Origin of the sequence: Exiguobacterium sp. s157, assembly GCF_018618205.1 — a bacterium.
Lineage (GTDB): Bacteria > Bacillota > Bacilli > Exiguobacteriales > Exiguobacteriaceae > Exiguobacterium > Exiguobacterium chiriqhucha.
Window position 1 is genome coordinate 23,981 of record NZ_JACSLQ010000004.1, and the last position, 23,527, is coordinate 47,507.

Sequence of the window (23,527 nt, forward strand, 5' to 3'; positions counted from 1 at the left end):
AATTTATTTTTTAGCGTGCAAGAGCGCGAATGCGAGTGAGTACAGTTTGGCCTCGGCCGTATCGGCCCGGCTCGTCAAAACGACCGGTGCGGCTGCGCCGACGACGATCGCCGCCACGCTCGCTCCGGCAAAGTACATCATCGACTTATAAAGGACGTTGCCGACCTCTATGTATGGGACGAGCAATAGGTCGGCTTGTCCGGCGACCTCACTCTCGATGCCTTTTTGTTTGGCCGCGACCATGTCGACGGCGTTATCGAGCGCAAGCGGTCCGTCGACGACACATCCTTTGATTTGGCCGCGACGGTTCATTTGGGCGAGCAGCGCCGCGTCTGTCGTGGCGGCCATCTGTGGATTGACCACTTCGACGGCGGCGATGGCAGCGACACGCGGTAGCTCGTACCCGATGTCTGTCATCGCATCGACCGCATTGGCGATGATGTCCACTTTCTCTTCGAGCGTCGGCGCGATATGGATGGCCGCGTCGGTCACACCGATTAATCGTTCCCGGTTCGGGATTTGAAATAAGGCGATATGGCTGAGCGTCCGGTTCGTCCGGAGTCCTGCCTCGCGGCTGAGCACAGCTTTCATGAACGTCGACGTCACGACCATTCCTTTCATGAGCACATCCGCTTCTCCTGTCTTGACCGCGAGCGTCGCTCGTTTGGCAATCTCTTTATCGCCTTTGATGTGGATGATATCGACCGCGTGATCTTCGATGCCGTGCTCGTCGCATAATCGTTTAATCTCCCGGGCATCTCCAATCAATTTAAATCGAGATAGACCGTGATCGGTCGCGAGTTTGACGGCGCGAATGACCTCCACATCGGCGGCCCCGGCAATCGAGACGGTGCGCCCGTCCAACCGCTTCGCCTTTTCGAGCATCCGTTCAAAATTCATGCATGTCCCCCCTTGCCTGTCTTCATCCACTAACAAGCAATTTTGTTTCCACTTTTGAAAGCGCTTTAATAGGTCGTATACTCTGCACTTTTTTGCGTGGTATGAAAAAAAATGCAGGTAATTTATTGCATACGTTCAAGTTTATTATACAGCGTCCGAATCGAAATGTGTAATCGCCGGGCGGCCTCTGACTTGTTGCCGTCCGCCTCCTCGATGGCCCGTTCAATCAAATCACGCTCATAGCGCGACACGGCATCCTGTAACGACAGCGCGTCGGTCGGTCGGGCCGATGCGACACGCGGTGACAGTTGCAGGTGGTGCGGCGCGATCCACTGCTCGGTGCTCGCCATATAGATGATCGCCCGCCCGAGGACGTTCTCGAGCTCTCGGACGTTGCCTTTCCAATATTGATTCTTCAACAGCTCGGTCGCCTCGCGGTTCACCCCGCGCACGCTACGCCCGTACTCTTGGTTCAACTTGCGGACGATGCGTTCGCAGAGCGGTTCGATTTCTTCGAGCCGGTCCCGGAGCGGCGGGATGTGAATCGGCATCCGGTTGATTCGATAATATAAGTCTTCACGGAACGTGCCGTCCGCCACTTTCTGTTCGAGGTCGGCGTTCGTCGCCGCGATGATGCGGACGTCGACCGGGATCGCATTCGTGCCCCCGACCCGGACGATCTCATGCTCTTGCAGGACACGGAGGAGTTTGACTTGGACATCGACCGGGAGTTCGCCGATCTCGTCTAGGAAGAGAGAGCCGCCATCGGCCTCTTCGAAATAACCGACCTTCCCCCCGCGTTTCGCCCCGCTGAAGGCGCCGTCCTCGTAGCCGAACAATTCACTCTCGAGCAGCGTCGGGGAGATGGCCGCACAATTGACGCGGACGAACTTTTTATATTTGCGCGGTGACTCCCCATGAATGGCGTGGGCGAACAGTTCCTTGCCCGTCCCCGACTCCCCGCGAATAAGGACGGTGACCGGCGTGACCGCGGCGAGGCGGGCCTGTTCGATGACGAAGCGCATCGCATCGCTCGACGCGATGATGTCGGCGAACTGGTATTTTGCCTCGAGGTTGCGGATGCGTGTCTTCGCCTCTTGTAACTCGTCACGGAGCGCCCGGATTTGAGACACGTCCCGGATGACACCGACCGACCCGCGCAATTGTCCTTCGACGATAATCGGTTCGGCATTGACGAGAATGTCGCGCCGCGTCGCCCCGATCTGCATCCGGATATCCCGGACACCTTGCCCGGTCGACAGCACTTTCAAGTGGACGCTCTCCTGCATGCCGATGTCGGCCGTCGCCGGCTTGTCGACGACGTCTTCTTTCTTGAATCCCGTCAGTCGCGTATAGGACGGATTGATTAGAATCGTGTTCCCGTTATGGTCGGCGACCGAGATCGCCTCGCTCGTACAGTCGATAATCGCCTCGAGCATCTGTTGATTTTGCTTCAACCGTTCGACGACGATGCGGATGAACTCGCCGGGCAAGACGACCGCATCCGCAAAGTGTCCTTTCAACTCATCGAACGTCTCGGAGCGGCCCGTCGTCTCGATGACAAAATCGAGACGCTTGTCGGCACAGGCCCGCCAATCTTCCGCCGTCATAATCCCCTGGTTTCGTGCGAGCTGCATCCCTTCGGCCGTCGACTCTGGGTCGATGACGGCGACGACGGTGGCAAGCGGCGAGTCGAGCAGCATTTTCAGCACCTCGGTCCCGCCTTTTCCCGCACCGACAATCATCAATCGTTTATTCATTCTGAAATCCCCCAATTTTACCGTTCTGCATTCATGCTACTGAACCTGAACTGATTTCGCAACCTCACAAAAAATGCCGTGTCGGCCTATGTATTTTCTGTTAAAATAATGAGTGTTAAGGAGGAGATCCTATGCGCATCATCGCACTGTTGATCTTAATCATCCCTGGCCTCTTCGGTGTCTATGGCATCAAGTTACTTCGCGACAGTTTCTTCCTCAAGACGAGCGTCCCGTTCTCTTGGATCGAGTCGGTGGCAGCCGCCTCGATGTTACAAGGAACGTTCGGACTGTTGATTGCGATGGGCGGGATCGGTTTCGTGGCAGGTTATATCTTCAATCGTGATAAGAAAACAGGCAAAGTCCCACGAATAGATTCTTGAACACAAAAAAAGGTTCCCTAACTTGACTTCATTTCAAGTGGGGAACCTTTTTATTCGTATTGAATTGTGATCACTACGGATGATCTCCTCTCCTACTTGCTACAATCTTGTGACATGAGGTCCAATGGTCTTCTTAATGAAGAAGTTTGAAAGAAATTAGTAACTGCCGTCTTGCGTGAACGGAAACGTACCCATTCGAGTTACTAACGATTAATCATCGGGTCATGTCGAACCATCCATCGTGAAGTCGAACGCTTGCCATAAACTGTTCAACGGTTGACAACACTCCTTTTGGTCAACTGAACGATTCGTTTTCCCCGGGCACGGTCCCTAGCTTCGAACTCGATGCCGGAATCGCCTCGCGAATGAGCGTACGTCGCGACCTCTCGTCGGGACGATGACGATTTGAGATGTCGTTCCCACCTCTGAGCTATTGACGGATAGCGGTCCGAGATGATTTCTTGCTCTAACCCGTTCCGGAACACGTTAGAAAGCGTTCATCTGACGCTCGTCCAAGTAACTTGGTACACCTTTATTATAACAAGTTCCGCATGATTTGCAAGCGCTTTCTTTCACAAAGTAAAAGAAAATCAGGAGGCGGGCCTCCTGATCGATCATTGCTGTTTAAACGATTGATACGTGACGAAATACGAGATGAATTCCGAGTTTTTCGGACTGCGCTCGCGCTCGGGGCGACCGTTGAACATCTCGTGGTCCCGCATCCCGTTCTCCCACGCCGTCTTGATGGCGTGGCGCATCGCCCGCTCGACGCGGGACGAGGTCGTCTCATGCTCTTTCGCGATCATCGGATAGAGCTCCTTCGTAATCAATCCGAGCAGCTCCTGACGCTCTCGGACGTAGACGACGGCTTGGCGGATATATTTGAACCCTTTGATGCGCGGCGAGATGCCGAGTTGTTGCAGCAAGAGCGAGATGTCGAGTTCTTCCGGCGACATCGCTTCGAACTCACGGCTCGAACCGGCAGCGAGTTCGCGGATTTTCGTGATCAATTGTTGAATGTTGAACGGCTTGACCAGAAAGTAAGAAGCGCCGAGTTGAACGGCCTGCTTCGTGACTTCATCTTTCCCGAACGCACTGAGCATAATCACTTCTGGTTTAGCGTGCGCCAATTCCGTCTGTAACCGTTCGAGGACGCCGATGCCGTCTAAGTGAGGCATGATGATGTCGAGCAACAGCACGTCCGGCTGGTGTGTCTTGACGACGTCTAAGCATGCCTCGCCGTCGTAGGCGGTCCCAACGACTTTTAAGTCGTCTTCGGACTCGAGTTGGCGGGTCAACAAATCGACGATTTCTCGATTGTCGTCCGCGATGCATAATGTAATCAATTAAGACACCCCTTCGATAAACTTCCGTTTTAATTGGAGAGACATAGTGAGCAGTTCCTCCACGTGTTGTTTCGTCAATTCCGTCATCTGCGCCCCAGCAATCATCCGTCCGAGCTCATCGACCCGTTCGGCATGCCCGAGCGTCGAGACGTTCGTCTTCGTGCGCTCATCCGTCTCCGTCTTCGTGATATACAAGTGTTGGTCCGCCATGGCGGCCACTTGAGCCAAATGGGTGATGCAGAGCACTTGTGACCCGACCGACAACCGGAAAATCTTCTCGCCCATCGCTTGGGCGACCCGTCCCGACACGCCTGTGTCGACTTCGTCGAAGATGATGGACGCGACACCGACCGTACGCGAGAAAATCGACTTCAACGCGAGCATGACGCGGGATAGTTCTCCGCCTGAAGCGACTTTGGCGAGCGGCTTGAACGGTTCGCCGACGTTCGTCATCATATAGAACTCGACTTGGTCGAGTCCGTCTGCCTTGAACGGCCCTTCTTTGAACCGGACTTCGAACTGGGTCTTCTCCATATACAATTCCTTCAATTCACGCTGAATCGCTTTCTCGAGCTCGGTCGCCGCTTGTTTGCGGGCCGCCGATAACGCTAGTCCGGTCGTACGCACTTTTTGTTCGAGCTGGGCGAGCCGGTCCGATAGTTCTTGCAAGTGTTCTTCCCGATTCGTCATCGATTTTAACTCATCGGCGATTTTCTCCCCGTACGTGATGACCTCGTCGATCGTGGCTCCGTATTTTCGTTTCAACTGTTGGAACAAGGCGAGCCTCGTCTCAATCTCATCGAGCCGAATCGGGTCGAATTCGAGTGAATCGAGCTGATCACGCAACTGGAATTTGGCGTCCTCGAGCAAGAAGTAAGCGTTCGAGATCGTCTCGGCCATCGGCGCGAGCGATGTCGACAAGGAGGAGGCTTCCTCCATCTCGCGCATCGCAATCCCGATTTGGTCGAGCCCTTTCGACTCGTCCGCGACGGCCTCATACGATAACCGCACGTGCTGATGAATCCGCTCGAAATTGGCGAGCTCGTTCCGTTCCTCGGTGAGCGCCTGCTCCTCCCCGACCTTCAGTTCGGCCGCCTCAATCTCATTCGTCTGGAACGCGAGCAGGTCCATGCGCTGCGCCAGCTCTTGTTCGCTTTGACTCAACCGTTTCAACTCGTCGGCGACGTTCTTCCAATCGACGTAAGCCTCACGGTAACGCTCGAGGAGCGGCGCGAGCTCGGCTTCGGCAAAACTATCTAAAATGCCGAGATGGTATTCGGCATCCATCAAGTGTTGGTGCTCATGCTGGCCGTGAATATCGACGAGCAATCGTCCGAGCTCACGAAGCGTCGACAGCGGCATCATCTTGCCGTTGACACGGCAGACGCTCTTTCCGCTACTATGTAGGTCGCGGCGTAAAATGACGGTCCCTTCTTCAATCTCGATGCCGTATTGGGTCGCCGCCTCGATGATCGGATGATCCGGTTCGACGTTGAACAGCCCTTCGATCTCCGCCTTGTCTTGACCATAGCGGACGAACTCGCTCGAGCCGCGGCCCCCGACGAGCAGGCCGATCGCATCGAGCAGAATCGATTTCCCCGCCCCGGTCTCACCCGTCAATACGGTCATCCCACGCTTGAACGTGATATTCAGTTCATCGATGATCGCAAATTGTTTGATCGATAGTTCTGCTAACATACGATAATTCACCTCATAACATTCCGAGTAGTCGTTCGATGATTCGCTTCGCTTGCTCTTCGTCCCGGGCGATCATCAAGATCGTGTCATCGCCACATACGGTCCCAATCAATTCGTCCCATGACAAATGGTCGATTAACACGCCGATCGCATCCGCGTTGCCAGGCAACACTTTCATGACGACCAAGTTTTGGGCCGAGTCGACCGAGACGAAACTGTCGCCAAGAATCCGTTTCATTTTCCCATACGGGTTAAAGCGCTGGTCGGCCGGCAGACTATACTTATAGCGGCCGTCGTTGAGCGGTACTTTCACGAGATGGAGCTCTTTGATGTCCCGCGACACGGTCGCCTGTGTCACTGGATATCCAGAGCGATGCAACTCGTCGACGAGCTCGTCTTGCGTCTCGATTTCACGATTTGTCACGATTTCTCGAATTTTAATCAAACGCTGTCCTTTATTCATCCTCGCTGACACCTCATTTGTTGTTTCGCATACTCAGTATCATTCTAAAGTATTGTCGAAAAAAGGTCTAGCATTCGCAGGATGATTTCCCCAGTCGGTCGCATTCCCACATGAAAAAGCTGCAGACGGTTCGTCTGCAGCTCAAGCGTTCTTCTTCAATTGCGCGTGGGCGGCGTCGATGACCGCGTCCACATCGATGGCTGGGTCGACACTACCGACACCTGTAAAACGGGCGAACAATAAGAATTCGATATTCCCATCCCCACCGGTGATCGGGGAAAAGTCGAGTCCAGCCACTTCGAAGCCTTCTGAGGCGAAGTAACGGACCATGTCGTCGACGACCCGCTCATGGATGGCCCGGTCCCGGACGATGCCTTTCTTCCCGACATCGGCCTTCCCGGCCTCAAATTGCGGCTTGACGAGCGCCATGACGATGCCGCCCGGCTTTAAAATCGTCTTCAACGGCGGAATCATGAGCCGCAGCGAGATGAACGAGACATCGATCGTCGCGAAGTCCGGCGCCACCGGAAACTGGTCCGCGGTCGCATGGCGGAAGTTCATCCGCTCCATAACGACGACGCGGTCATCGCTCCGAAGCTTCCACGCCAGCTGGTTATAGCCGACGTCGACGGCGTACATCTGCGTGGCCTCGTTTTGGAGCGCACAATCGGTGAAACCGCCTGTCGATGAGCCGATATCGATGCCGATGTTGCCGTTCACATCGAACGGGAAGACGTGGAGCGCTTTTTCAAGCTTCAGTCCGCCCCGCCCGACGTATGGCAACACTTGACCTTTCACTTCGAGCGGGATGTCGTCGAACACTTTGTCGCCCGCCTTATCGAGCCGTTCGGTCCCGCTATAGACGAGCCCGGCCATGACAGACCGCTTCGCCTTCTCTCTCGTCTCCGCTAAGCCGCGGTCGACGAGGAGCACATCTAATCTAGTTTTCTTTCGTTTTTCCATAGTTCCTCACACATTCTGTCGATTTGTCACTTGAACGAACTGCTGAACCGAGTCAGCGATTTGCGTCGGACGGAGCCCGATTTCTTCGAGTAGCTGATTGACGCCGCCGTGTTCGATATAGCGGTCCGGAATGCCGAGTCGGAGCACACGCGGGAACTGCCCAGCATCGCTCGCATGTTCGAGCACGCTGCTGCCGAAGCCACCGGCGAGCGCCGCTTCCTCTAACGTGACGATCGGGATGCCTTCCGCATATAAAGCAGAGAGCATAACATCGTCGAGCGGTTTAATCGTCCGAGCGTTGATGACGCGGACGCTCACTTGTCCTTCAAGCAGTGCGCGTACTTCGAGCGCGTCTTGCACTTGTGGACCGAACGTCAAGATGGCGACGTCCGTTCCGTCTGCAACCGTCTCCCAGACGTCGAGCGGCAATTCGCGGAGCGTCTCGCTCATCGGTGTGCCGATTCCTTCACCACGCGGGAAGCGGACGGCAATTGGACCATCATCATACTTCAGCGCTGAATAGACGAGATGTTGCAACTCTTCCTCGTCTTTCGCCATCAAGATGCGAATATTCGGGACATGACGCATAAAGGCGATATCGAATACCCCTTGGTGCGTCTCCCCGTCCGCTCCGACGAGACCAGAACGATCGATTGTGAAGACGACGTTCAAGTTTTGACGGCAAATGTCGTGCACGAGCTGATCATAGGCGCGTTGGAAGAACGTCGAATAAATCGAGACGACCGGCTTCAAGCCTTGTGTCGCCTGTCCTCCGGCCAATGTGACCGCATGCTGTTCGGCGATGCCGACGTCAAACATCCGCTCCGGGAATTGCTTGTTGAAGCAATCGAGTTTCGAGCCGACGCTCATCGCGGGTGTGATGAGCGTCACGCGCTCGTCCGTCTCGGCAACTTTCGTAATCGTCTCAGCGACGACCTTCGAATAGCTCGGTCCTTTGACCTTGCCTTTGATGACTTCTCCCGACTCGATTTTATACGGTCCGAGGCCGTGCCACGTGCCGACACCATCGAGTTCGGCCGGGCGATAGCCCTTGCCTTTTTTCGTGATGACGTGGACGATGACCGGTCCATCGATTTTCTTGGCATATTCGAGCGTCTCAAGCAGGTCGCGTAAATCGTGACCGTCTGTCGGTCCGAAGTACGTGAATCCGAGCTCTTCGAAGAACGTCCCCGGGATGAGCGCTGATTTCAACATATCCTTCACACGTTCCCCGCTCCGTTCGAGCGAGTTGCCGACGATCGGGATATGTTTGATGAGCGTCTCGACTTCCTCACGGGCGTGTTTCAGTTTACGAGACGAGCGCATCCGACCGAGCATGTTGTGCAAGGCACCGACGTTCGGGGCGATTGACATCTCATTGTCGTTCAAGATGACGATAACGTTTTGTTTCTCGGCGCCGATATGGTTGAGTGCTTCGAGCGCCATTCCCCCTGTGAGCGCCCCGTCCCCGATGATGGCGATGGCCCGGTCGTTCGCGCGCCCTTTCAATTCGTTCGCGATGGCGATTCCCATCGCGGCCGATAAGGACGTCGAGCTGTGCCCCGTCTCCCAGACGTCATGATCACTCTCACAACGCTTCGGGAATCCGCATAAGCCGTTGTATTGACGGAGCGTGTCGAACTGACTCGTTCGTCCTGTCAAGATTTTGTGGACGTAGGCTTGATGCCCCACATCCCATACGAGTTGGTCTTTCGGACTGTCAAATACACGGTGCAAGGCAAGCGTCAATTCGACAACCCCTAGGTTTGGTCCCAAGTGCCCTCCCGTTTCAGCCAATTTTTCAATCAAAAACCGTCTGATGTCCGCTCCGAGTGCTTCTAACTCGGGTACCGACATCTTTTTTAAGAATGACGGGTCTTGAATGGATGTCAAGTCCATGATGACCATCCTTTCTCCTGTCTTATTACTGATTCGTACCTTACATTTTACAAGAATGTGTCGATAGATGCTATACATTCACAAAAACAAAGGTGACACGATGTGCTCATCGTGTCACCGAGATTAATGATTGCGCTGCACGACGAAGTCGAGAAGCTCTCGTAAACGGGGGGCCTCGACCGATAGTTCGGCCAATGCGGCCTCACTTTCCGTGACTTCCCGTTCGAGCGCTTGCTTCGCCCCATCGAGCCCGAGCAGTTTCGGATACGTCGCTTTATCGTTGCCTTCGTCCGAACCGACCCGCTTCCCGATGAGCGCCTCGTCTCCTTCGACGTCTAAAATATCGTCTTGGATTTGGAAGGCGACACCGAGATGTTTCCCGAAGCGAACGAGCGCCTGTCGGTCCGCCAATGGGGCGTCCGCCAAAATCGCGCCTGCTTCGAGGGCGTATACGAGCAGTGCCCCCGTCTTTCGCTCATGAATCGATTGCAAGGTCGACAGCGACACGCCGGCGCGTTTTTCGGCGAGCATGTCATCGAGCTGACCACCGACCATGCCGGCGCTGCCGGCCGCTTCACTGAAGCGGGCGATGAGCGCGACGCTCTTCACTGGTTCGAGCTCCGCATGGGCCAGAATCCGAAACGCGTCCGTCAATAGGGCGTCGCCAGCGAGAATCGCGGTCGCCTCATCGAACTGACGGTGATTCGTCGGACGCCCACGCCTTACGTCGTCATCATCCATCGCCGGAAGGTCGTCGTGGATGAGCGAGTACGTGTGGACCATCTCGAGGGCGACGGCCGCTTCATGACCGAGCGCCCGCGGACGTCCGTATGTATCGAGGACGGCATAAAGGAGAGCCGGACGAATCCGTTTCCCCCCTGCCTCGAGTGAGTACGTCATCGATTGGAATAAACGCTCCGGCATCGACGACGCGTCAATGAGACGGCGTGTCGCCGTCTCGACTTCCTGTTTCCACTCTTGAAGATAGGCTTGCGCGCTCATACGGTGCCACCCTTTTCACGGAGCGTCCCGTCGAGTTCGAGAATCTCGTCCATCTTCTGTTCCGCGGCCGTCAATTTGGCCTGACAGAGTGCCGACAAGCGGACACCTTCCTCATAGAGGGTCATCGCTTCTTCAAGGGCGACTTCTCCTGTCTCGAGTTGCGTCACGATTTCCTCGAGGCGGGCGAGTGCCGCTTCAAACGTCTGTTCTGCTTGTTGTTTCGCCATCATGTCTCTCCTTCACTTCCGCAACGGCTTGGCCATCCCGAAACCGGATTGTCACCAGGCCGTCATGTAGTTGTTTGACATCTTTCACGTACGTCCCATCCTGCTCAATCAACGTATATCCTCGAGCAAGCACGGCGAGAGGACTGACCGCGTTCAAGCGACCGACTTGGGCTGCAAAGCGGTCCGTCGGTCGTTCGAGTGGGCGGATGCGCTTGAGGCGACCGTCGAATTGTCGGTGTGTCTCCTCGTTGCGACGAAGCGTCTGCGCCAGCTTTCGGACATCGAGCTGTTGTCGGGACTGGGCAAGGCGATGTTTGGCATGTGTCACTTGTTTCGTGACACCTTGTTCGAGCCGAATCTCGGCTTGTTCGAACCGCTCCCGCTTTTGTGTGAGCGTGAAGCGGGGCGACTTTAAGCCGTAACTGTTCGTCGCCCGACCGAGCCGTTCCCGAATCGAGGACATCTGATTCGTGACGGACCGGGTCAACTGGGCCGTCAACCGTTCGACGTCTTTTCGTTGCGCCTCGATCGTCGCTGTCGCGAGCTCTGCCGCCGCCGTCGGTGTCGCGGCCCGCACGTCGGCGACAAAGTCAGCCAACGTGAAATCGGTCTCGTGCCCGACGGCCGAGATGACAGGAATCCTAGATTCGTGAATCGCTTCGACGACGACGTCCTCGTTGAACGCCCATAACTCTTCAATCGACCCGCCACCTCGGCCGACGATTAACACGTCGCAATCGGTGCGTTCGTTCATCCACCGAATCGCGCTCGCCACTTGCGGGGCGGATTGATCGCCTTGGACGGCGACGGGCGCGAACGTGATGGCCACGTGCGGCGCACGTCGTCTGAGTGTCGTGGCGATATCGTGGAGGGCCGCGCCTTTCGGCGAAGTGATAATCCCGATTCGCTCCGGGAAGGCCGGCAGCGGACGTTTCCGTTCCGCTGCGAACCATCCCTTCGCCTCGAGTTCACGTTTTCGTGCCTCATACCGTTCGAACAACATCCCGATGCCGTCCTGTCGCATCAGTTCGACGTACAGCTGGATGTCGCCTGTCGACTCGTACATCGTCACGCGGGCGACGACGATCACATTCATCCCGTCTTTCGGTTCGAAGTTGAGCGTCTGGGCGTCACGAGAGAACATGACCGCCTTCATCCGCGACGATTCGTCTTTGAGGGTAAAATAACAGTGCCCGGAGGCGTACCGTTTGAAGTTCGAAATCTCGCCGATGACGGCAAGTTGTTGCAGAATCGGGTCATCGTCGAGCTGTCGCTTCACGTAGCGGACGACTTCGGAAACTTGAATCGGATTAGCCACGAGAGGCGACCTCGACCGTGTTGTGCATGAGCATCGTAATCGTCATCGGGCCGACACCACCCGGAACAGGGGTGATGGCGCTCGCGACATCACGGACACCTGCAAAGTCGACGTCCCCGACGAGACGACTGTCGACGCGGTTGACACCGACATCGATGACGATCGCCCCAGGTTTGACCATGTCAGCTGTGACGAGACCGGCCCGACCGACGGCGACAATCAAAATATCGGCCTGCCGTGTCATCGCCCCGAGATCATTCGTCTTCGAATGGCAGTAGGTCACGGTCGCGGATTCGTTCAAGAACAGCATCCCGACCGGTTTCCCGACGATTTGGCTGCGACCGACGACGACGACGTGCTTGCCGACCAAGTCGGTCTGCGTCTTGACGAGGTGCAGAATCCCGTGCGGTGTACATGGCAATAGCGTCTCGAGACCGAGCATCATCTTCCCGACGTTCGTCGGATGGAACCCATCCACGTCTTTGTCCGGTGAGATGCGCATAATGACGCGATTCTCATCGATATGCTTCGGCAACGGCAACTGCACGAGAATACCGTGCAACTCGTCGTCCGCGTTCATCGAATCAATCAGTTCGAGCACTTCACGTTCTGAAATCGTGTCATCGAAGCGAATCACTTGCGAATCGATGCCGATGTCAGCCGCTGCCCGTTCTTTCCCCCGGACGTAGCTGTGGCTCGCCGGATCATCTCCGATTAAAATGACTTTCAGTTTCGGTACGATGCCGCGTGCGCGCAGCGCACTGACCCGTTCCTTTAACGTCTCCCGATATGATGCTGCGATTTGTTTCCCGTCGATCACTACTGCCATCTCTCTCATCCCCCGTTGTCTTAGGTTTCTCTGTAGTTGGTGTGGTGTCTTCTCTATTTGTTTAACAGACCGTAATGCTTGTCTTCGCTTACGCTTTGATGATGTTACCGAGCACGCCGTTGACGAGCTTGGCCGCTTCTTCATCGGCGAATGATTTGGCGAGTTCGACCGCCTCGTTGATCGTCACTTTGTCCGGAATCGTCTCGACGTAGAGCAACTCGTACGTCGCCATGCGAAGAATCGTCCGCTCGACATTTCCGAGACGATCGAGTCTCCAGTTTTTCAAGTTTTCGATGAGCAATTCGTCAATCTCATCTTTCTTTTCTAACGTCTCAACGACGAGTTGTTCGTAGAATGGATCCGACTCCATGCCATCGAGGGCAAATTCGATGGCCTCGTCTACCTCAAGTTTTGATACTTCGATTTGAAAAAGCGTTTGAATCGCTTTTTCCCGTGCTTCATGACGTTTCATTCAGATACTCTCCTTTTGCATGCTTTCATTGTGATAGTTTAGCATAAAGCCTCCATAAATTCAGTACAAAAAACCAGGAAGCCCAAATAATGTTCGGACTTCCTGGTCAAGGTCATTTCGTGAGCGTCATTTCTTTTTCGACAAATTTCGTGTCGAACGCCCCTGTTCGAAAACGTTCATGGGCCATGACTTGTTGATGGAACGGGATCGTCGTGTGGATGCCCGATACGGTGAACTCGTCGAGGGCGCGAAGCATCTTCGCGATCGCCTCTTCCCGAGTCGGGGCATGGACGATCAGCTTCGCCACCATCGAATCATAGAACGGCGGGATGACGGCACCGGCATAGAGACCGCTGTCGACCCGGACGCCCATGCCGCCAGGAACGATATACTGATCGATTTTCCCGGCCATCGGACGGAAATCTGCAAACGGATCTTCCGCATTGATGCGACATTCGATCGAGTGACCACTAAATTTGATGTCCGCCTGGCTGATGGCAAGCGGATGTCCAAGCGCGACTTCGAGTTGTGCTTGGACGAGGTCGAAGCCGGTGATCATTTCGGTGACCGGGTGTTCGACTTGGATTCGCGTGTTCATCTCCATGAAGTAAAACTCGTTCACTTCCGGTACGTAAATGAACTCGATTGTACCCGCACCCGAATACTGAATCGCTTTGGCCGCTTTCACGGCTGCGTCGCCCATCGCTTGACGGGTCGTCTCATCGATTGCCGGAGACGGCGCTTCCTCGACCAACTTCTGCATCCGGCGCTGAATCGTACAGTCCCGCTCCCCGAGGTGGATGACGTTGCCGTATTGATCGGCGAGCACTTGCACCTCGACGTGGCGGAACGACTCAATGTATTTCTCCAAATAGACGTCGCCGTTGCCGAACGCCTGCTTCGCTTCTTTACGTGTGTCGGTGAGCCCTTTCACGAGCTCAGACTCGTCGAAGGCGACACGGATTCCACGTCCTCCGCCTCCGGCCGTCGCCTTGATGATGACCGGATATCCAATCTCGCGGGCGAGTTCGATCGCTTCCTCGTCGGTGACGACACCACTCGACCCCGGGACGACCGGAACGCCCGATTCGATCATCGTTCGTTTCGCCTCGTCCTTGATGCCCATCTTCCGAATCGCATAGCTGCTCGGTCCGACGAACTGGATGCCGCACGCCTCGCTCATCTCGGCGAACTCGGCGTTCTCGGCCAAGAAGCCGTAGCCCGGATGAATCATCGTCGCATCGACCGCGCAGGCGACCGACAAGATGTTCGGGATATTCAAATACGAGTCTTTCGACGGGTTCGGTCCGATGCAGTACGCCTCATCGGCCAGACGGACGTGTAGCGCCTCGCGGTCTGCTTCCGAGAAGACGGCGACCGTCGGGATATTCAACTCTTTCGCGGCCCGGATGATGCGGACCGCAATCTCTCCACGGTTGGCAATGAGTAGTTTCATAAATACCTCACTTCACGCTGAAGAGCGCTTGGCCGTATTCGACTAAATCGCCATCCGCGACGAGGATTTCGACGATCTCTCCGCTGATTTCCGTCTCGACATCATTGAACAGTTTCATCGCTTCTAGAATACAGACGACTTGTCCGGCTTCGACGCGGTCGCCGACTTGCACGTAAGCGTCTTTGTCCGGTGCCGGACGCGAATAGAACGTGCCGACCATCGGTGACGTGATCGTGCGCAAGTTGCTCGGCGCAGGTGTTGGTGCCGCTGCTTGTTCTGTCTCGACGGCAGGCGCGACTGCCGCGACCGGGGCCGCGTGTACGATCGGTGTATGCGTAGCGGCGAATTGTGGGGCCGCTTCTTTTTTCAATGAAAGTTTAAACTCCGGCGTCTCGAGTTCCATCTCGTGAACGGACGTCTGATCGAGTAATGTGATCAGCTCTTTAATGTGTTCGATTTGCATGAAATAACCCCCTGTTTATACCTGGTACTAATCTCTACTCTACTATAACTGGTCAGACCAGTGAATGCAACGACAAAAAAAGGGCCCATTCCGAAGAATGGACACCCTTGGTTTACCCGTTATAGCGGCCCGTGAACTCGCCTGTGCGCGTGTCGACCGTTACTTTTTCGCCTGGCTCGATGAAGAGCGGCACTTGAATGATGTGGCCCGTTTCGACCGTCGCGTTTTTCTTCACGTTCGATGCCGTGTCGCCTTTGACGCCTGGATCGGCTTCGACAATCGTTAAGACGACCGTCGTCGGAAGCTCGATTCCGAGAATCTCACCGTCGTAGTCAGCGATACTTACTTCCATGTTCTCGAGCATGTACGGGAGCGCCGCTTTCACTTGCTCGCCCGTCAATTCGAGCTGTTCATACGACTCTGTGTCCATGAACACGTACGTATCGCCCATCGGATAGAGGTACTGCATGCGTTTCCGTTCGATGTGCGCACGTTCGATGCGCTCGCCACCACGGAACGTCGTCTCTTGAATCGCGCCTGTGCGTAAGTTACGCATTTTCGTGCGGACGAAGGCCGCGCCTTTACCTGGCTTGACGTGTTGGAATTCGATGACTTGCCAAATCGAACCGTCAGACGTCTTGACCGTTAAGCCTGTTTTTAAATCGTTTACTGATACCATGTTGATTTCCTCCTAAAATGAGCTGAGACTCAAGCCTCAATCGTAATTAACTCTTTTGGCGACTGCGTGAGACGGATGTTGCCCGTCTCCGTGACGACCACATCATCCTCGATGCGGCAACCGCCGATCCCGGCGATATAGATACCCGGTTCAATCGTGACGACCATCCCCGGCTCGAGCACCGTCTCCGAACGGAATGACAAGCCTGGTGCCTCATGCACTTCCATGCCGAGACCGTGGCCTGTCGAATGTCCGAAGTACTCACCGTAGCCCGCGTCTTTAATCACGTCACGCGTCAATGCGTCCGCCTCGATTCCCGTGATGCCAGCTTTCGTGCCCTCGACACCTGCGAGTTGAGCCCGGAGCACCGTATCGTAAATCGTGCGCAACTCGTCCGAGATGTCCCCGATAGCGAGCGTACGTGTGATATCCGAGCAGTATCCTTGATAGTAGGCACCGAAATCGAGCGTCACGAGTTCTCCCGCCTCGATGACCTTGTCGCTGGCCACACCGTGCGGCAATGCCGAACGATGCCCTGACGCAACGATCATATCGAACGAAGATGAGTCCGCACCTTGGGCCCGCATGAACATTTCCAGTTCATTCGCGACTTCTTTTTCGGTCCGCCCTGGACGGATGAACGTCTGGATGTGCGCAAACGCCGCGTCCGCAATCGCCGCGGCTTCCTTCATTATCTTAATCTCTGACTCATCCTTAATCAAGCGTAGCTTTTCGACGATACCTGACGTCTCGACGAGCTCGGCTGCGACTTCTTTTTCATACGTCCGGAACTGGCCGACCGTCATGTCATCTTGTTCGATGCCGAGGCGCTTCACCGCTTGCTCTGTCACGACTTCCGCCACCGACTTGATGAGCGACGTCTTATGCTCGATGATGTCGAAGCCTTTTACTTGGCTAGCGGCTTGTTCCGTGTAGCGGAAATCTGTGATGAAGCTCGCCGATTGCGCCGTGATTACGAGGACACCGCTCGACCCGGTGAAACCAGATAAGTAGCGGATGTTTTCCCGTTTCGTCACGAGCAATCCGTCGATGCCGTTCGCTTCTAGCTGACCTTGCAGTTTGTTGACCCGTTCAATCATGTCGATTCCTCCAATGTACGAGCAATGCCTGCAACGCGAGCGTATAGCTCGTCAGGCCGAAACCGCTGATGACACCGAGACAAACGGCGGCAAGTTTCGATTCATGACGAAACGACTCCCGTGCATGCACGTTCGAGATATGTACTTCGACGACCGGGGCTTTGATGGCGGCGATGGCATCCCGGAGCGCAATCGACGTATGCGTGTACGCCCCCGCATTAAAGATGACCCCCGCATAATCGTACGCTTCATGGAGCGCGTCAATCAGTTCGCCTTCATGGTTGGATTGGACGAACGTCAACTGAACATCCTCCGGGGCGGCGAGCAATAGCTCCGCCGTCAATCCCTTCAACGAGACGTCCCCGTATACGTCCGGTTCCCGCTTCCCGAGCAGATTCAAATTCGGTCCATTTAAGACGAGTATATGCACAAGTCTTCCCCCCTGTTCGTCAAGTCGCCTCTATTGTAACAAATTTAACGGTTCGTGCGACAATCGACGTTCGTGAGGTTTCGTTTTTTACGTGAATCACGGTATAATTCAACTATATAACTGTAGGAATCGAGGAAATGACATGAAAACTAAACCAATGATTCCCGTCGGTGGCCAGGCGCTCGTGGAAGGCGTCATGTTTCAAGGACGCGCCGAAAGCGCTTCGGCGATTCGACGGAAAGACGGGTCTATCGAGACGTTCCAGCAGCCCCGCATTCTCGTCCCGTGGGTCCAATCGTTAAAAAAAATCCCATTCCTGCGTGGTGTGGTCGCGCTATACGAATCACTCAAAAATGGTTCGGCCCATATGACGTTCGCAAGCGATCGTTATGACGTCGACCCGAGTGAGGACGAGGCAACGAAACCAGAAGAGAAAAAACAGAACATCTTGATGGTCGTCATGATCGCCATCGTCGGCGTCATCTCATACGTGTTCGGGAAGCTGATTTTCAACGTCACCCCGGCCCTTCTCGCCGCCATGTTCCAAAGCGTGCCCGCATTGTCCGGTCATGTGATTCAAAACCTCCTCGAAGGGGGAATAAAATTAGTATTGTTGCTCAGTTACCTTTATTTGATTTCCTTGACGCCACTCATCCGGCGCGTGTTCCAATATCACGGGGCCGAGCACAAGGTGATCAACTGTTATGAGTCCGGACGACCGATTACCGTCGATAACGTTCGGGCAAGCTCACGCCTCCACTATCGCTGTGGATCGAGTTTCATCCTATTCACCGTTTTCGTCGGCATCGGCGTTCACATGATCGTCCCGATCGACCCCCTCTGGGTCCGACTCGTCAGCCGCATCGCTTTGTTGCCAGTGGTCATCGGCATCTCGTTCGAGGTGCTCCAATTCACAAACCGCTTCCGTGAACATCGCTTCTTGTCCGTTCTCGGCAAGCCTGGGTTGTCTTTACAATTGTTGACGACGCGCGAACCGAATGACGAACAAATCCGTGTCGCCATCGAGGCGTTCGAGACATGGGAACGTTCAGAACTAGGTCAACCGGCCGTGCAAAGAGAGGGATAAAGAGGAGGAAAGCACCATGATCAGACAAAGAATCGGCTCGACCGCAGCCACGATCGTGTTCATCTTAGGCTTCATCGGTGTCGGACATATGCTCGCGACCGACCCTGGTCGATTGTTCAGACAGTTGCTCTTCATCGGGATTTTCGGGTTGATTTTCTATGTGATTTATCGAGTGTTCATGGCGCCGAAAATTTCGGCTGAGGATATGCGTTACCGGAAGACCGCTCAAGCCTCGAAAAAACGGATGCAACGCCCAGGTGCGAATCCGAAAGTCAAGCCGTCCACTGCGGCCAAGAAGAAAGTGAAGCCCAGTTCGAACGTGACGAAACTGTCGAAGCGTCCGACCCGCTCGGCGCATCGCAGTGACGCCCCTCACTTGACCGTCATCGAAGGCAAGAAAGGCAAGAAGAAAAAGAAAGCCAATATGTGAAAACGAACCAGGCCATATCCGGCCTGGTTCGTTTTTCATTCTGTCTCGACGAAGCCGATGTACGGCAGATTGCGGTACTGTTCGGCATAATCGATGCCATACCCGATGACGAATTCATCTGGAATCTCGAAACCGACATAGTCCGCATCCAACGTGACGAGCCGGCGGGCCGGTTTATCGAGAAGTGTACAAATCTTCAATTCTCCCGGTTGATGTAACGTCATGTGCTGGCATAAAAATTTGAGCGTCTGTCCCGTATCGATGATGTCCTCGATGATGACGACGTACTTTCCTTCGACATCGAGATCTAAATCTTTACGGAGTTGGACGTTCCCACTCGAGACCGATTTCTTCCCGTATGACGACGTCGCGACCGTGTCGAGTTGGACACTGCCCGTCATCTCGCGCATCAAGTCGGCTGCGAAGACGAGCGACCCTTTCAAGACGGCCACGAGGACGATCGGTGTCCCTGCCGCATCGCGTTCGATTTGTTGGGCGAGTTCCGCCACACGTTGTTTAATCTGCGCTTCGTCAAACAGTTTCCCTTTGATTTGAATATCCATAATGTCGGCGATTGTTCGCCGTCACCCCCTTATCTTTCTTACCAGCACCCATTCTATCATAAAAACGGCTTAAAAATAGACTTTACTTAAAAAATATGAAGTCATCGTTCGGGTTTAGGTTAGATTTATGTAAAAACGACCGCTTCCGATTCGATTCATCGGTCGCGGTCGTTTACATTCACTCGTCTTCAGAGCGGTTCACGTCTTGAAACGCACGAAACTGTGCCATCAGTTCCGGTTTGTCTTCGAAAAATTCGACGAATTGGGTCATACAGTCGAGCGTATTTGAGCTTAAGTGGTGTTCAATACCTTCGACATCCTCATAGACGTGAGCTTCGTCGACGCCAATCAAGCGTAGGAATGACTCGAGCATCGCATGCCGTTCGACAAGCCGTTTCCCGATTTTTTGGCCTTTGTTCGTCAGCATGAGACCTCTATATTTCTCATAAATCAAATAATCTTCCCGGTCGAGCTTTTGCACCATTTTCGTGACAGAGGAGGGATGCACCCCTAAATGTTCGGCGATATCGGATACGCGAGCGTATCCTTTCTCCACCATCAGCAAATAAATTCGTTCTAAGTAATCTTCCATACTCGGTGTCGGCATGGGCATAGCCTCCCCTTATGTTCCGTTCTGCAATCTCTATTTTAACGCAACCATTTAGAAACCGAAAGCAGAACGGGGAAATCCATCAGTCAATCATTGTCTCATGACCTTAAATTCTTTATAATGGATGTTGGTGAAACTTAATAGAGAAAGGGAGAACATCAATGGGAATCGAAACTATCCTCGTCATCATCCTATGGGCTGCGCTCATCGCATACATCGTCTGGCGTTTCTTGCCGGCTCGCGGTTTGAAGAAAATGAAGCAAGAAGAGTTCCGTGCATCGCTCCGTAAAGGTCAATTGATCGACGTCCGTGAACCGAACGAGTACAAGGGAGGCCACATCGTCGGCGCCCGTAACATCCCGGTCGGACAAATGAAACTGCGCATGAAAGAACTTCGCAAAGATCAACCGATCCTCATGTATTGCCAAGGCAAGTCACGTACGAACCAAGCGGCCAAGCTGCTCATGAAAAATGGTTATACGGACATCTACATGCTCGACGGCGGCTTCAAAAACTGGAAAGGGAAAGTCAAAAAAGACTGACCCGCTCACTACGTCCACTCCTTCTAGCGGAGATGGACGTTTTTTTGCGCCAAAAAACCCGCTCGCTTATAGCGAACGGGTTCGGTTTCAATTGATGGACGACGGTTGGCGTCGTTCGTATTTGAGCACCGGCTTGCGAGCAGCGAGCGTCTCGTCGAGTCGTTTGACGACCGTGGTATGCGGGGCCGTCTGAACGATTTCCGGATTCTCTTCTGCCTCTTTGACGATTTGGAGCATCGCGTCGCAGAATGCGTCGAGCGTCTCTTTCGATTCCGTCTCCGTCGGTTCGACCATGATGCACTCCTCGACGTTGAGCGGGAAGTAAATCGTCGGCGGATGGTAGCCGAAATCGAGCAATCGTTTGGCGATATCGAGCGTACGCACGCCGAGCGCTTTTTGACGTTTTCCAGACAAGACGAACTCATGCTTGCAGAACGTATCGTACGGCACATCGAACGCATCTTTCAAGCGGGCGAACATATAGTTGGCGTTCAATACCGCTTCGCGTGAGACACGCGTCAACCCTTCCGCACCCATCGTTTTGATGTAGCTGTAGGCGCGGACGTTAATCCCGAAGTTGCCATAGAACGGTTTGATGCGGCCAATCGATTGCGGACGATCATAATCGAGCGTGAAGCCCGTTTCGGCACGGCGCGCAATCGGCGTCGGCAAGTACGGAATCAAATCGCGCTTCACTCCGACCGGTCCAGATCCTGGACCGCCACCACCGTGCGGGCCCGTGAACGTCTTATGCAAGTTCAAGTGGACGACGTCGAAGCCCATATCCCCAGGACGGGCGATCCCTAAAATCGCATTCGAGTTGGCTCCGTCGTAATAAAGTTTGCCGCCGGCCTCGTGGACGACTTTGGCAATCTCCAAAATGTCGGCCTCGAACAAACCGAGTGTATTCGGGTTCGTCAGCATGAGCGCTGCCGTATCGGCCCCGACTTTTGACTTCAAGTCTTCCAAATCGACGAGCCCACGCTCATCTGATTTGACGGTCACCGTCTCGAAACCGGCGACGACGGCCGAGGCCGGGTTCGTTCCGTGTGCCGAATCCGGCACGAGTACTTTTGTCCGTTCCATATCACCGTTGTGATGGTGGAACGCCTTGATGAGCATGAGACCGGTCCATTCTCCATGGGCCCCGGCTGCCGGTTGAAGCGTCACTTCGTCCATGCCGGTGATTTCGGCAAGTTGTTCTTGCAGGTCGACCATGAGCTCGAGCGCCCCTTGAATTGACTCGACCGGCTGCAACGGGTGGATATGGGCGAAGCCAGGGAGGCGGGCCATATCTTCATTCACTTTCGGGTTATATTTCATCGTGCACGAGCCGAGCGGATAGAAGCCGGAATCGACACCGTGGTTGCGTGTCGACAGCGACGTATAATGGCGGACGACATCAAGTTCCGATACTTCCGGAAGCTCGGCCGCTTCTTGACGGATCATCGAAGCCGGTAAGAGCGTGTCCAAATCGACTTCCGGCACGGTCGGTGTCGGCAAGTTATAGCCCGTTCGTCCTGCACGTGACACTTCGAAAATTAATGTTTGTTCGTGTTGCATCACTTCATCCCCCCAACCACTTCAACAAATTGATCGATTTCTTCTTTCGTCCGAAGCTCCGTCGCGCAGAGCAACATTTGCGTCTGCCGTTCTGTCTCATACGAGCCGAGTGGCAAGCCGCCGATGATGCCGGCCTCGAGCAGATGACGCGACACATCTTCCGCATCGACTCCGAAGTCGACGACGAACTCATTGAACATCGGCCCTTCATCGATTACCGTGTATCCGGCAGTCTTGAGTGCTTCTTTCATGTAATGGGCCGTTTGAATGTTACGGACGGCCATGTCACGAATCCCGTACTTCCCGAGGGCAGACATCGTGATTGATGCCGCGAGCGCATTGAGCGCCTGGTTCGAGCAGATGTTTGACGTCGCTTTGTCACGACGGATGTGTTGTTCACGGGCCTGAAGCGTCAAGACGAAACCGCGCTTCCCATCCTCATCGACCGTTTGACCGACGAGGCGGCCTGGAAGTTTGCGCATGAGTGCTTGTTTGACGGCGAAGTATCCACATGAAGGACCGCCGAAGCTTTGCGGGATTCCGAACGGTTGGGCGTCACCGACTGTGATGTCGGCACCGAGCGCACCCGGTGATTCCAGAATACCGAGCGCGAGCGGATTGCTCGACACGACGAACAAGGCGCCGGCGTCGTGCGCTGCTTTCGCGAGGGCTGACAAGTCCTCGACACGACCGAAGAAGTTCGGATATTGGACGACGAGACACGAGGCGTCCGTCAAATCGATGTAAGATATATCGGTCACTCCCGCACTCACGTCCGTATATTCGACCGTGAGCCCTGGCCCACCGGCGTATGTTCGGATGACATCCTTCGCTTCCGGATGGACCGCTCCTGATACGACGACACGTTTTTTCTTCGTATGGGCACTCGCCAGATACGTTGCTTCAGCGAGGGCAGTGATTCCGTCATACATTGACGAGTTGGCCACGTCCATCCCCGTCAATTCGCAAATCATCGTTTGGAACTCGAACATCGCTTGGAGTTCACCTTGCGAGATTTCAGGTTGATATGGCGTATAAGCAGTATAGAACTCGGAACGGAGAAGCATATGGTTCATGACGCTCGGAGAGAGGTGATCGTACATCCCGGCCCCGAGGAAACTCGGAGTCGATTTCGTGTGCATGTTTTTCTCAGCCAACTTCGTCATATGACGAACGAGGTCAACTTCCGGAAGCGGCGCACCGATGGCCGCTAAAGAAGCCGTCTCCCGGAGCGATGCTGGAATATCCTCGAGTAGGTTTTCAATCGACTCTACGCCAATCGTCTGCAACATGTCACGCTCATCTTGCTCTGTCATCGGTAAATAACGAAACTCCATTCTATTCATG

General features: G+C 54.6%; 25 protein-coding genes. 4 read left to right on the forward strand and 21 right to left on the reverse strand.

The features are described 5' to 3' along the window. Positions 1–3: 3 nt before the first annotated feature. Together yqiS and KNP67_RS08895 are read right to left on the reverse strand one after the other, a co-directional pair. Positions 4–900 (reverse strand): phosphate butyryltransferase, encoded by an 897-nt coding sequence (gene yqiS, locus KNP67_RS08890; RefSeq protein WP_214756506.1) that lies wholly within the window; start codon positions 898–900, stop codon positions 4–6. Positions 901–1,022: 122 nt separating this feature from the next. Beyond that, a complete protein-coding gene (locus tag KNP67_RS08895; protein ID WP_214756508.1) occupies positions 1,023–2,660 on the reverse strand; it encodes a sigma 54-interacting transcriptional regulator in 1,638 nt (545 codons plus the stop codon). 131 nt (positions 2,661–2,791) lie between these two features. Here KNP67_RS08895 and KNP67_RS08900 point away from each other — a divergent pair, with 131 nt between their 5' ends. Then, positions 2,792–3,040, forward strand: a complete 249-nt coding sequence (locus KNP67_RS08900) for a DUF2627 family protein (protein ID WP_021067693.1) — start codon at positions 2,792–2,794, stop codon at positions 3,038–3,040. A gap of 614 nt (positions 3,041–3,654) precedes the next feature. On the opposite strand, the gene spo0A is transcribed toward KNP67_RS08900, so the two are convergent. The 15 genes from spo0A to aroQ all read right to left on the reverse strand — a co-directional run bounded on the left by spo0A (position 3,655) and on the right by aroQ (position 17,385). After that, the gene (spo0A, locus tag KNP67_RS08905) at positions 3,655–4,386 is read right to left on the reverse strand and encodes a sporulation transcription factor Spo0A (protein WP_021067694.1); all 732 of its coding nucleotides are present in this window, start codon (positions 4,384–4,386) and stop codon (positions 3,655–3,657) included. After that, the gene (gene recN, locus KNP67_RS08910) at positions 4,387–6,084 is read right to left on the reverse strand and encodes a DNA repair protein RecN (protein WP_131471251.1); all 1,698 of its coding nucleotides are present in this window, start codon (positions 6,082–6,084) and stop codon (positions 4,387–4,389) included. Positions 6,085–6,097: 13 nt separating this feature from the next. Next, positions 6,098–6,547, reverse strand: a complete 450-nt coding sequence (ahrC, locus tag KNP67_RS08915) for a transcriptional regulator AhrC/ArgR (protein WP_131471252.1) — start codon at positions 6,545–6,547, stop codon at positions 6,098–6,100. Between the two features lie 141 nt (positions 6,548–6,688). Then, positions 6,689–7,510 (reverse strand): TlyA family RNA methyltransferase, encoded by an 822-nt coding sequence (locus tag KNP67_RS08920; protein WP_214756509.1) that lies wholly within the window; start codon positions 7,508–7,510, stop codon positions 6,689–6,691. 6 nt (positions 7,511–7,516) lie between these two features. Continuing rightward, positions 7,517–9,409 carry a 1-deoxy-D-xylulose-5-phosphate synthase gene (dxs, locus tag KNP67_RS08925; protein WP_029595274.1) on the reverse strand — a complete coding sequence of 631 codons (1,893 nt, stop codon included), beginning with the start codon at positions 9,407–9,409 and terminating at the stop codon, positions 7,517–7,519. Positions 9,410–9,532: 123 nt separating this feature from the next. After that, entirely contained in the window at positions 9,533–10,411 is an 879-nt protein-coding gene (locus tag KNP67_RS08930; protein WP_214756510.1) for a polyprenyl synthetase family protein, read from the reverse strand. Next, positions 10,408–10,638, reverse strand: a complete 231-nt coding sequence (xseB, locus tag KNP67_RS08935) for an exodeoxyribonuclease VII small subunit (protein ID WP_029595272.1) — start codon at positions 10,636–10,638, stop codon at positions 10,408–10,410. The genes KNP67_RS08930 and xseB overlap by 4 nt, the downstream gene beginning before the upstream one ends. Beyond that, positions 10,607–11,956 (reverse strand): exodeoxyribonuclease VII large subunit, encoded by a 1,350-nt coding sequence (xseA, locus tag KNP67_RS08940; protein ID WP_029595271.1) that lies wholly within the window; start codon positions 11,954–11,956, stop codon positions 10,607–10,609. Before xseA ends, xseB begins: the two co-directional genes overlap by 32 nt. Further along, positions 11,949–12,785: a bifunctional methylenetetrahydrofolate dehydrogenase/methenyltetrahydrofolate cyclohydrolase FolD gene (gene folD, locus KNP67_RS08945; protein WP_021067702.1), complete on the reverse strand. Its 837-nt coding sequence runs from the start codon at positions 12,783–12,785 to the stop codon at positions 11,949–11,951. Before folD ends, xseA begins: the two co-directional genes overlap by 8 nt. A gap of 88 nt (positions 12,786–12,873) precedes the next feature. Beyond that, positions 12,874–13,257, reverse strand: a complete 384-nt coding sequence (gene nusB, locus KNP67_RS08950; RefSeq protein WP_021067703.1) for a transcription antitermination factor NusB — start codon at positions 13,255–13,257, stop codon at positions 12,874–12,876. 112 nt (positions 13,258–13,369) lie between these two features. Continuing rightward, positions 13,370–14,713, reverse strand: a complete 1,344-nt coding sequence (accC, locus tag KNP67_RS08955; RefSeq protein WP_021067704.1) for an acetyl-CoA carboxylase biotin carboxylase subunit — start codon at positions 14,711–14,713, stop codon at positions 13,370–13,372. A 7-nt stretch (positions 14,714–14,720) separates the two neighbouring features. Further along, entirely contained in the window at positions 14,721–15,176 is a 456-nt protein-coding gene (gene accB, locus KNP67_RS08960) for an acetyl-CoA carboxylase biotin carboxyl carrier protein (RefSeq protein WP_214756511.1), read from the reverse strand. 112 nt (positions 15,177–15,288) lie between these two features. Next, on the reverse strand, positions 15,289–15,855 hold the full coding sequence (efp, locus tag KNP67_RS08965) for an elongation factor P (protein ID WP_021067706.1): 567 nt from the start codon (positions 15,853–15,855) through the stop codon (positions 15,289–15,291). Between the two features lie 29 nt (positions 15,856–15,884). Continuing rightward, positions 15,885–16,952: a M24 family metallopeptidase gene (locus tag KNP67_RS08970; RefSeq protein ID WP_031200299.1), complete on the reverse strand. Its 1,068-nt coding sequence runs from the start codon at positions 16,950–16,952 to the stop codon at positions 15,885–15,887. Beyond that, on the reverse strand, positions 16,948–17,385 hold the full coding sequence (aroQ, locus tag KNP67_RS08975; protein WP_021067708.1) for a type II 3-dehydroquinate dehydratase: 438 nt from the start codon (positions 17,383–17,385) through the stop codon (positions 16,948–16,950). Before aroQ ends, KNP67_RS08970 begins: the two co-directional genes overlap by 5 nt. A 142-nt stretch (positions 17,386–17,527) precedes the next feature. On the opposite strand from aroQ, the gene KNP67_RS08980 reads away from it, so the two are divergent. Then, a complete protein-coding gene (locus KNP67_RS08980; RefSeq protein ID WP_214756512.1) occupies positions 17,528–18,472 on the forward strand; it encodes a DUF1385 domain-containing protein in 945 nt (314 codons plus the stop codon). Between the two features lie 16 nt (positions 18,473–18,488). After that, positions 18,489–18,902 (forward strand): SA1362 family protein, encoded by a 414-nt coding sequence (locus KNP67_RS08985; protein ID WP_021067710.1) that lies wholly within the window; start codon positions 18,489–18,491, stop codon positions 18,900–18,902. A 35-nt stretch (positions 18,903–18,937) separates the two neighbouring features. Here the strand turns inward: KNP67_RS08985 and hpt are convergent, their stop codons facing one another. Next, positions 18,938–19,465, reverse strand: a complete 528-nt coding sequence (gene hpt / locus KNP67_RS08990; RefSeq protein ID WP_029595267.1) for a hypoxanthine phosphoribosyltransferase — start codon at positions 19,463–19,465, stop codon at positions 18,938–18,940. 178 nt (positions 19,466–19,643) lie between these two features. Beyond that, positions 19,644–20,072: a transcriptional regulator MntR gene (gene mntR / locus KNP67_RS08995; RefSeq protein ID WP_029595266.1), complete on the reverse strand. Its 429-nt coding sequence runs from the start codon at positions 20,070–20,072 to the stop codon at positions 19,644–19,646. A gap of 170 nt (positions 20,073–20,242) precedes the next feature. Here mntR and KNP67_RS09000 point away from each other — a divergent pair, with 170 nt between their 5' ends. Beyond that, positions 20,243–20,617: a rhodanese-like domain-containing protein gene (locus KNP67_RS09000; RefSeq protein WP_081637957.1), complete on the forward strand. Its 375-nt coding sequence runs from the start codon at positions 20,243–20,245 to the stop codon at positions 20,615–20,617. Positions 20,618–20,704: 87 nt separating this feature from the next. Here the strand turns inward: KNP67_RS09000 and gcvPB are convergent, their stop codons facing one another. Both gcvPB and gcvPA read right to left on the reverse strand, forming a co-directional pair. Beyond that, positions 20,705–22,180, reverse strand: a complete 1,476-nt coding sequence (gcvPB, locus tag KNP67_RS09005; RefSeq protein WP_021067714.1) for an aminomethyl-transferring glycine dehydrogenase subunit GcvPB — start codon at positions 22,178–22,180, stop codon at positions 20,705–20,707. After that, entirely contained in the window at positions 22,180–23,517 is a 1,338-nt protein-coding gene (gene gcvPA, locus KNP67_RS09010; protein WP_214756556.1) for an aminomethyl-transferring glycine dehydrogenase subunit GcvPA, read from the reverse strand. The genes gcvPB and gcvPA overlap by 1 nt, the downstream gene beginning before the upstream one ends. Positions 23,518–23,527 lie beyond the last annotated feature (10 nt).

What these genes read in the sequence shown, in the direction of transcription:
- gcvPB (WP_021067714.1), bottom strand. Translation starts at nt 22,180, where the DNA reads ATGCAACACGAACAAACATTAATTTTCGAAGTGTCACGTGCAGGACGA.
- KNP67_RS08900 (WP_021067693.1), top strand. Translation starts at nt 2,792, where the DNA reads ATGCGCATCATCGCACTGTTGATCTTAATCATCCCTGGCCTCTTCGGT.
- dxs (WP_029595274.1), bottom strand. Translation starts at nt 9,409, where the DNA reads ATGGACTTGACATCCATTCAAGACCCGTCATTCTTAAAAAAGATGTCG.
- yqiS (WP_214756506.1), bottom strand. Translation starts at nt 900, where the DNA reads ATGAATTTTGAACGGATGCTCGAAAAGGCGAAGCGGTTGGACGGGCGC.
- xseB (WP_029595272.1), bottom strand. Translation starts at nt 10,638, where the DNA reads ATGGCGAAACAACAAGCAGAACAGACGTTTGAAGCGGCACTCGCCCGC.
- folD (WP_021067702.1), bottom strand. Translation starts at nt 12,785, where the DNA reads ATGGCAGTAGTGATCGACGGGAAACAAATCGCAGCATCATATCGGGAG.
- nusB (WP_021067703.1), bottom strand. Translation starts at nt 13,257, where the DNA reads ATGAAACGTCATGAAGCACGGGAAAAAGCGATTCAAACGCTTTTTCAA.
- ahrC (WP_131471252.1), bottom strand. Translation starts at nt 6,547, where the DNA reads ATGAATAAAGGACAGCGTTTGATTAAAATTCGAGAAATCGTGACAAAT.
- accB (WP_214756511.1), bottom strand. Translation starts at nt 15,176, where the DNA reads ATGCAAATCGAACACATTAAAGAGCTGATCACATTACTCGATCAGACG.
- gcvPA (WP_214756556.1), bottom strand. Translation starts at nt 23,517, where the DNA reads ATGGAGTTTCGTTATTTACCGATGACAGAGCAAGATGAGCGTGACATG.
- recN (WP_131471251.1), bottom strand. Translation starts at nt 6,084, where the DNA reads ATGTTAGCAGAACTATCGATCAAACAATTTGCGATCATCGATGAACTG.
- KNP67_RS08895 (WP_214756508.1), bottom strand. Translation starts at nt 2,660, where the DNA reads ATGAATAAACGATTGATGATTGTCGGTGCGGGAAAAGGCGGGACCGAG.
- accC (WP_021067704.1), bottom strand. Translation starts at nt 14,713, where the DNA reads ATGAAACTACTCATTGCCAACCGTGGAGAGATTGCGGTCCGCATCATC.
- KNP67_RS08930 (WP_214756510.1), bottom strand. Translation starts at nt 10,411, where the DNA reads ATGAGCGCGCAAGCCTATCTTCAAGAGTGGAAACAGGAAGTCGAGACG.
- efp (WP_021067706.1), bottom strand. Translation starts at nt 15,855, where the DNA reads ATGGTATCAGTAAACGATTTAAAAACAGGCTTAACGGTCAAGACGTCT.
- mntR (WP_029595266.1), bottom strand. Translation starts at nt 20,072, where the DNA reads ATGCCGACACCGAGTATGGAAGATTACTTAGAACGAATTTATTTGCTG.
- KNP67_RS08980 (WP_214756512.1), top strand. Translation starts at nt 17,528, where the DNA reads ATGAAAACTAAACCAATGATTCCCGTCGGTGGCCAGGCGCTCGTGGAA.
- hpt (WP_029595267.1), bottom strand. Translation starts at nt 19,465, where the DNA reads ATGGATATTCAAATCAAAGGGAAACTGTTTGACGAAGCGCAGATTAAA.
- KNP67_RS08985 (WP_021067710.1), top strand. Translation starts at nt 18,489, where the DNA reads ATGATCAGACAAAGAATCGGCTCGACCGCAGCCACGATCGTGTTCATC.
- KNP67_RS08920 (WP_214756509.1), bottom strand. Translation starts at nt 7,510, where the DNA reads ATGGAAAAACGAAAGAAAACTAGATTAGATGTGCTCCTCGTCGACCGC.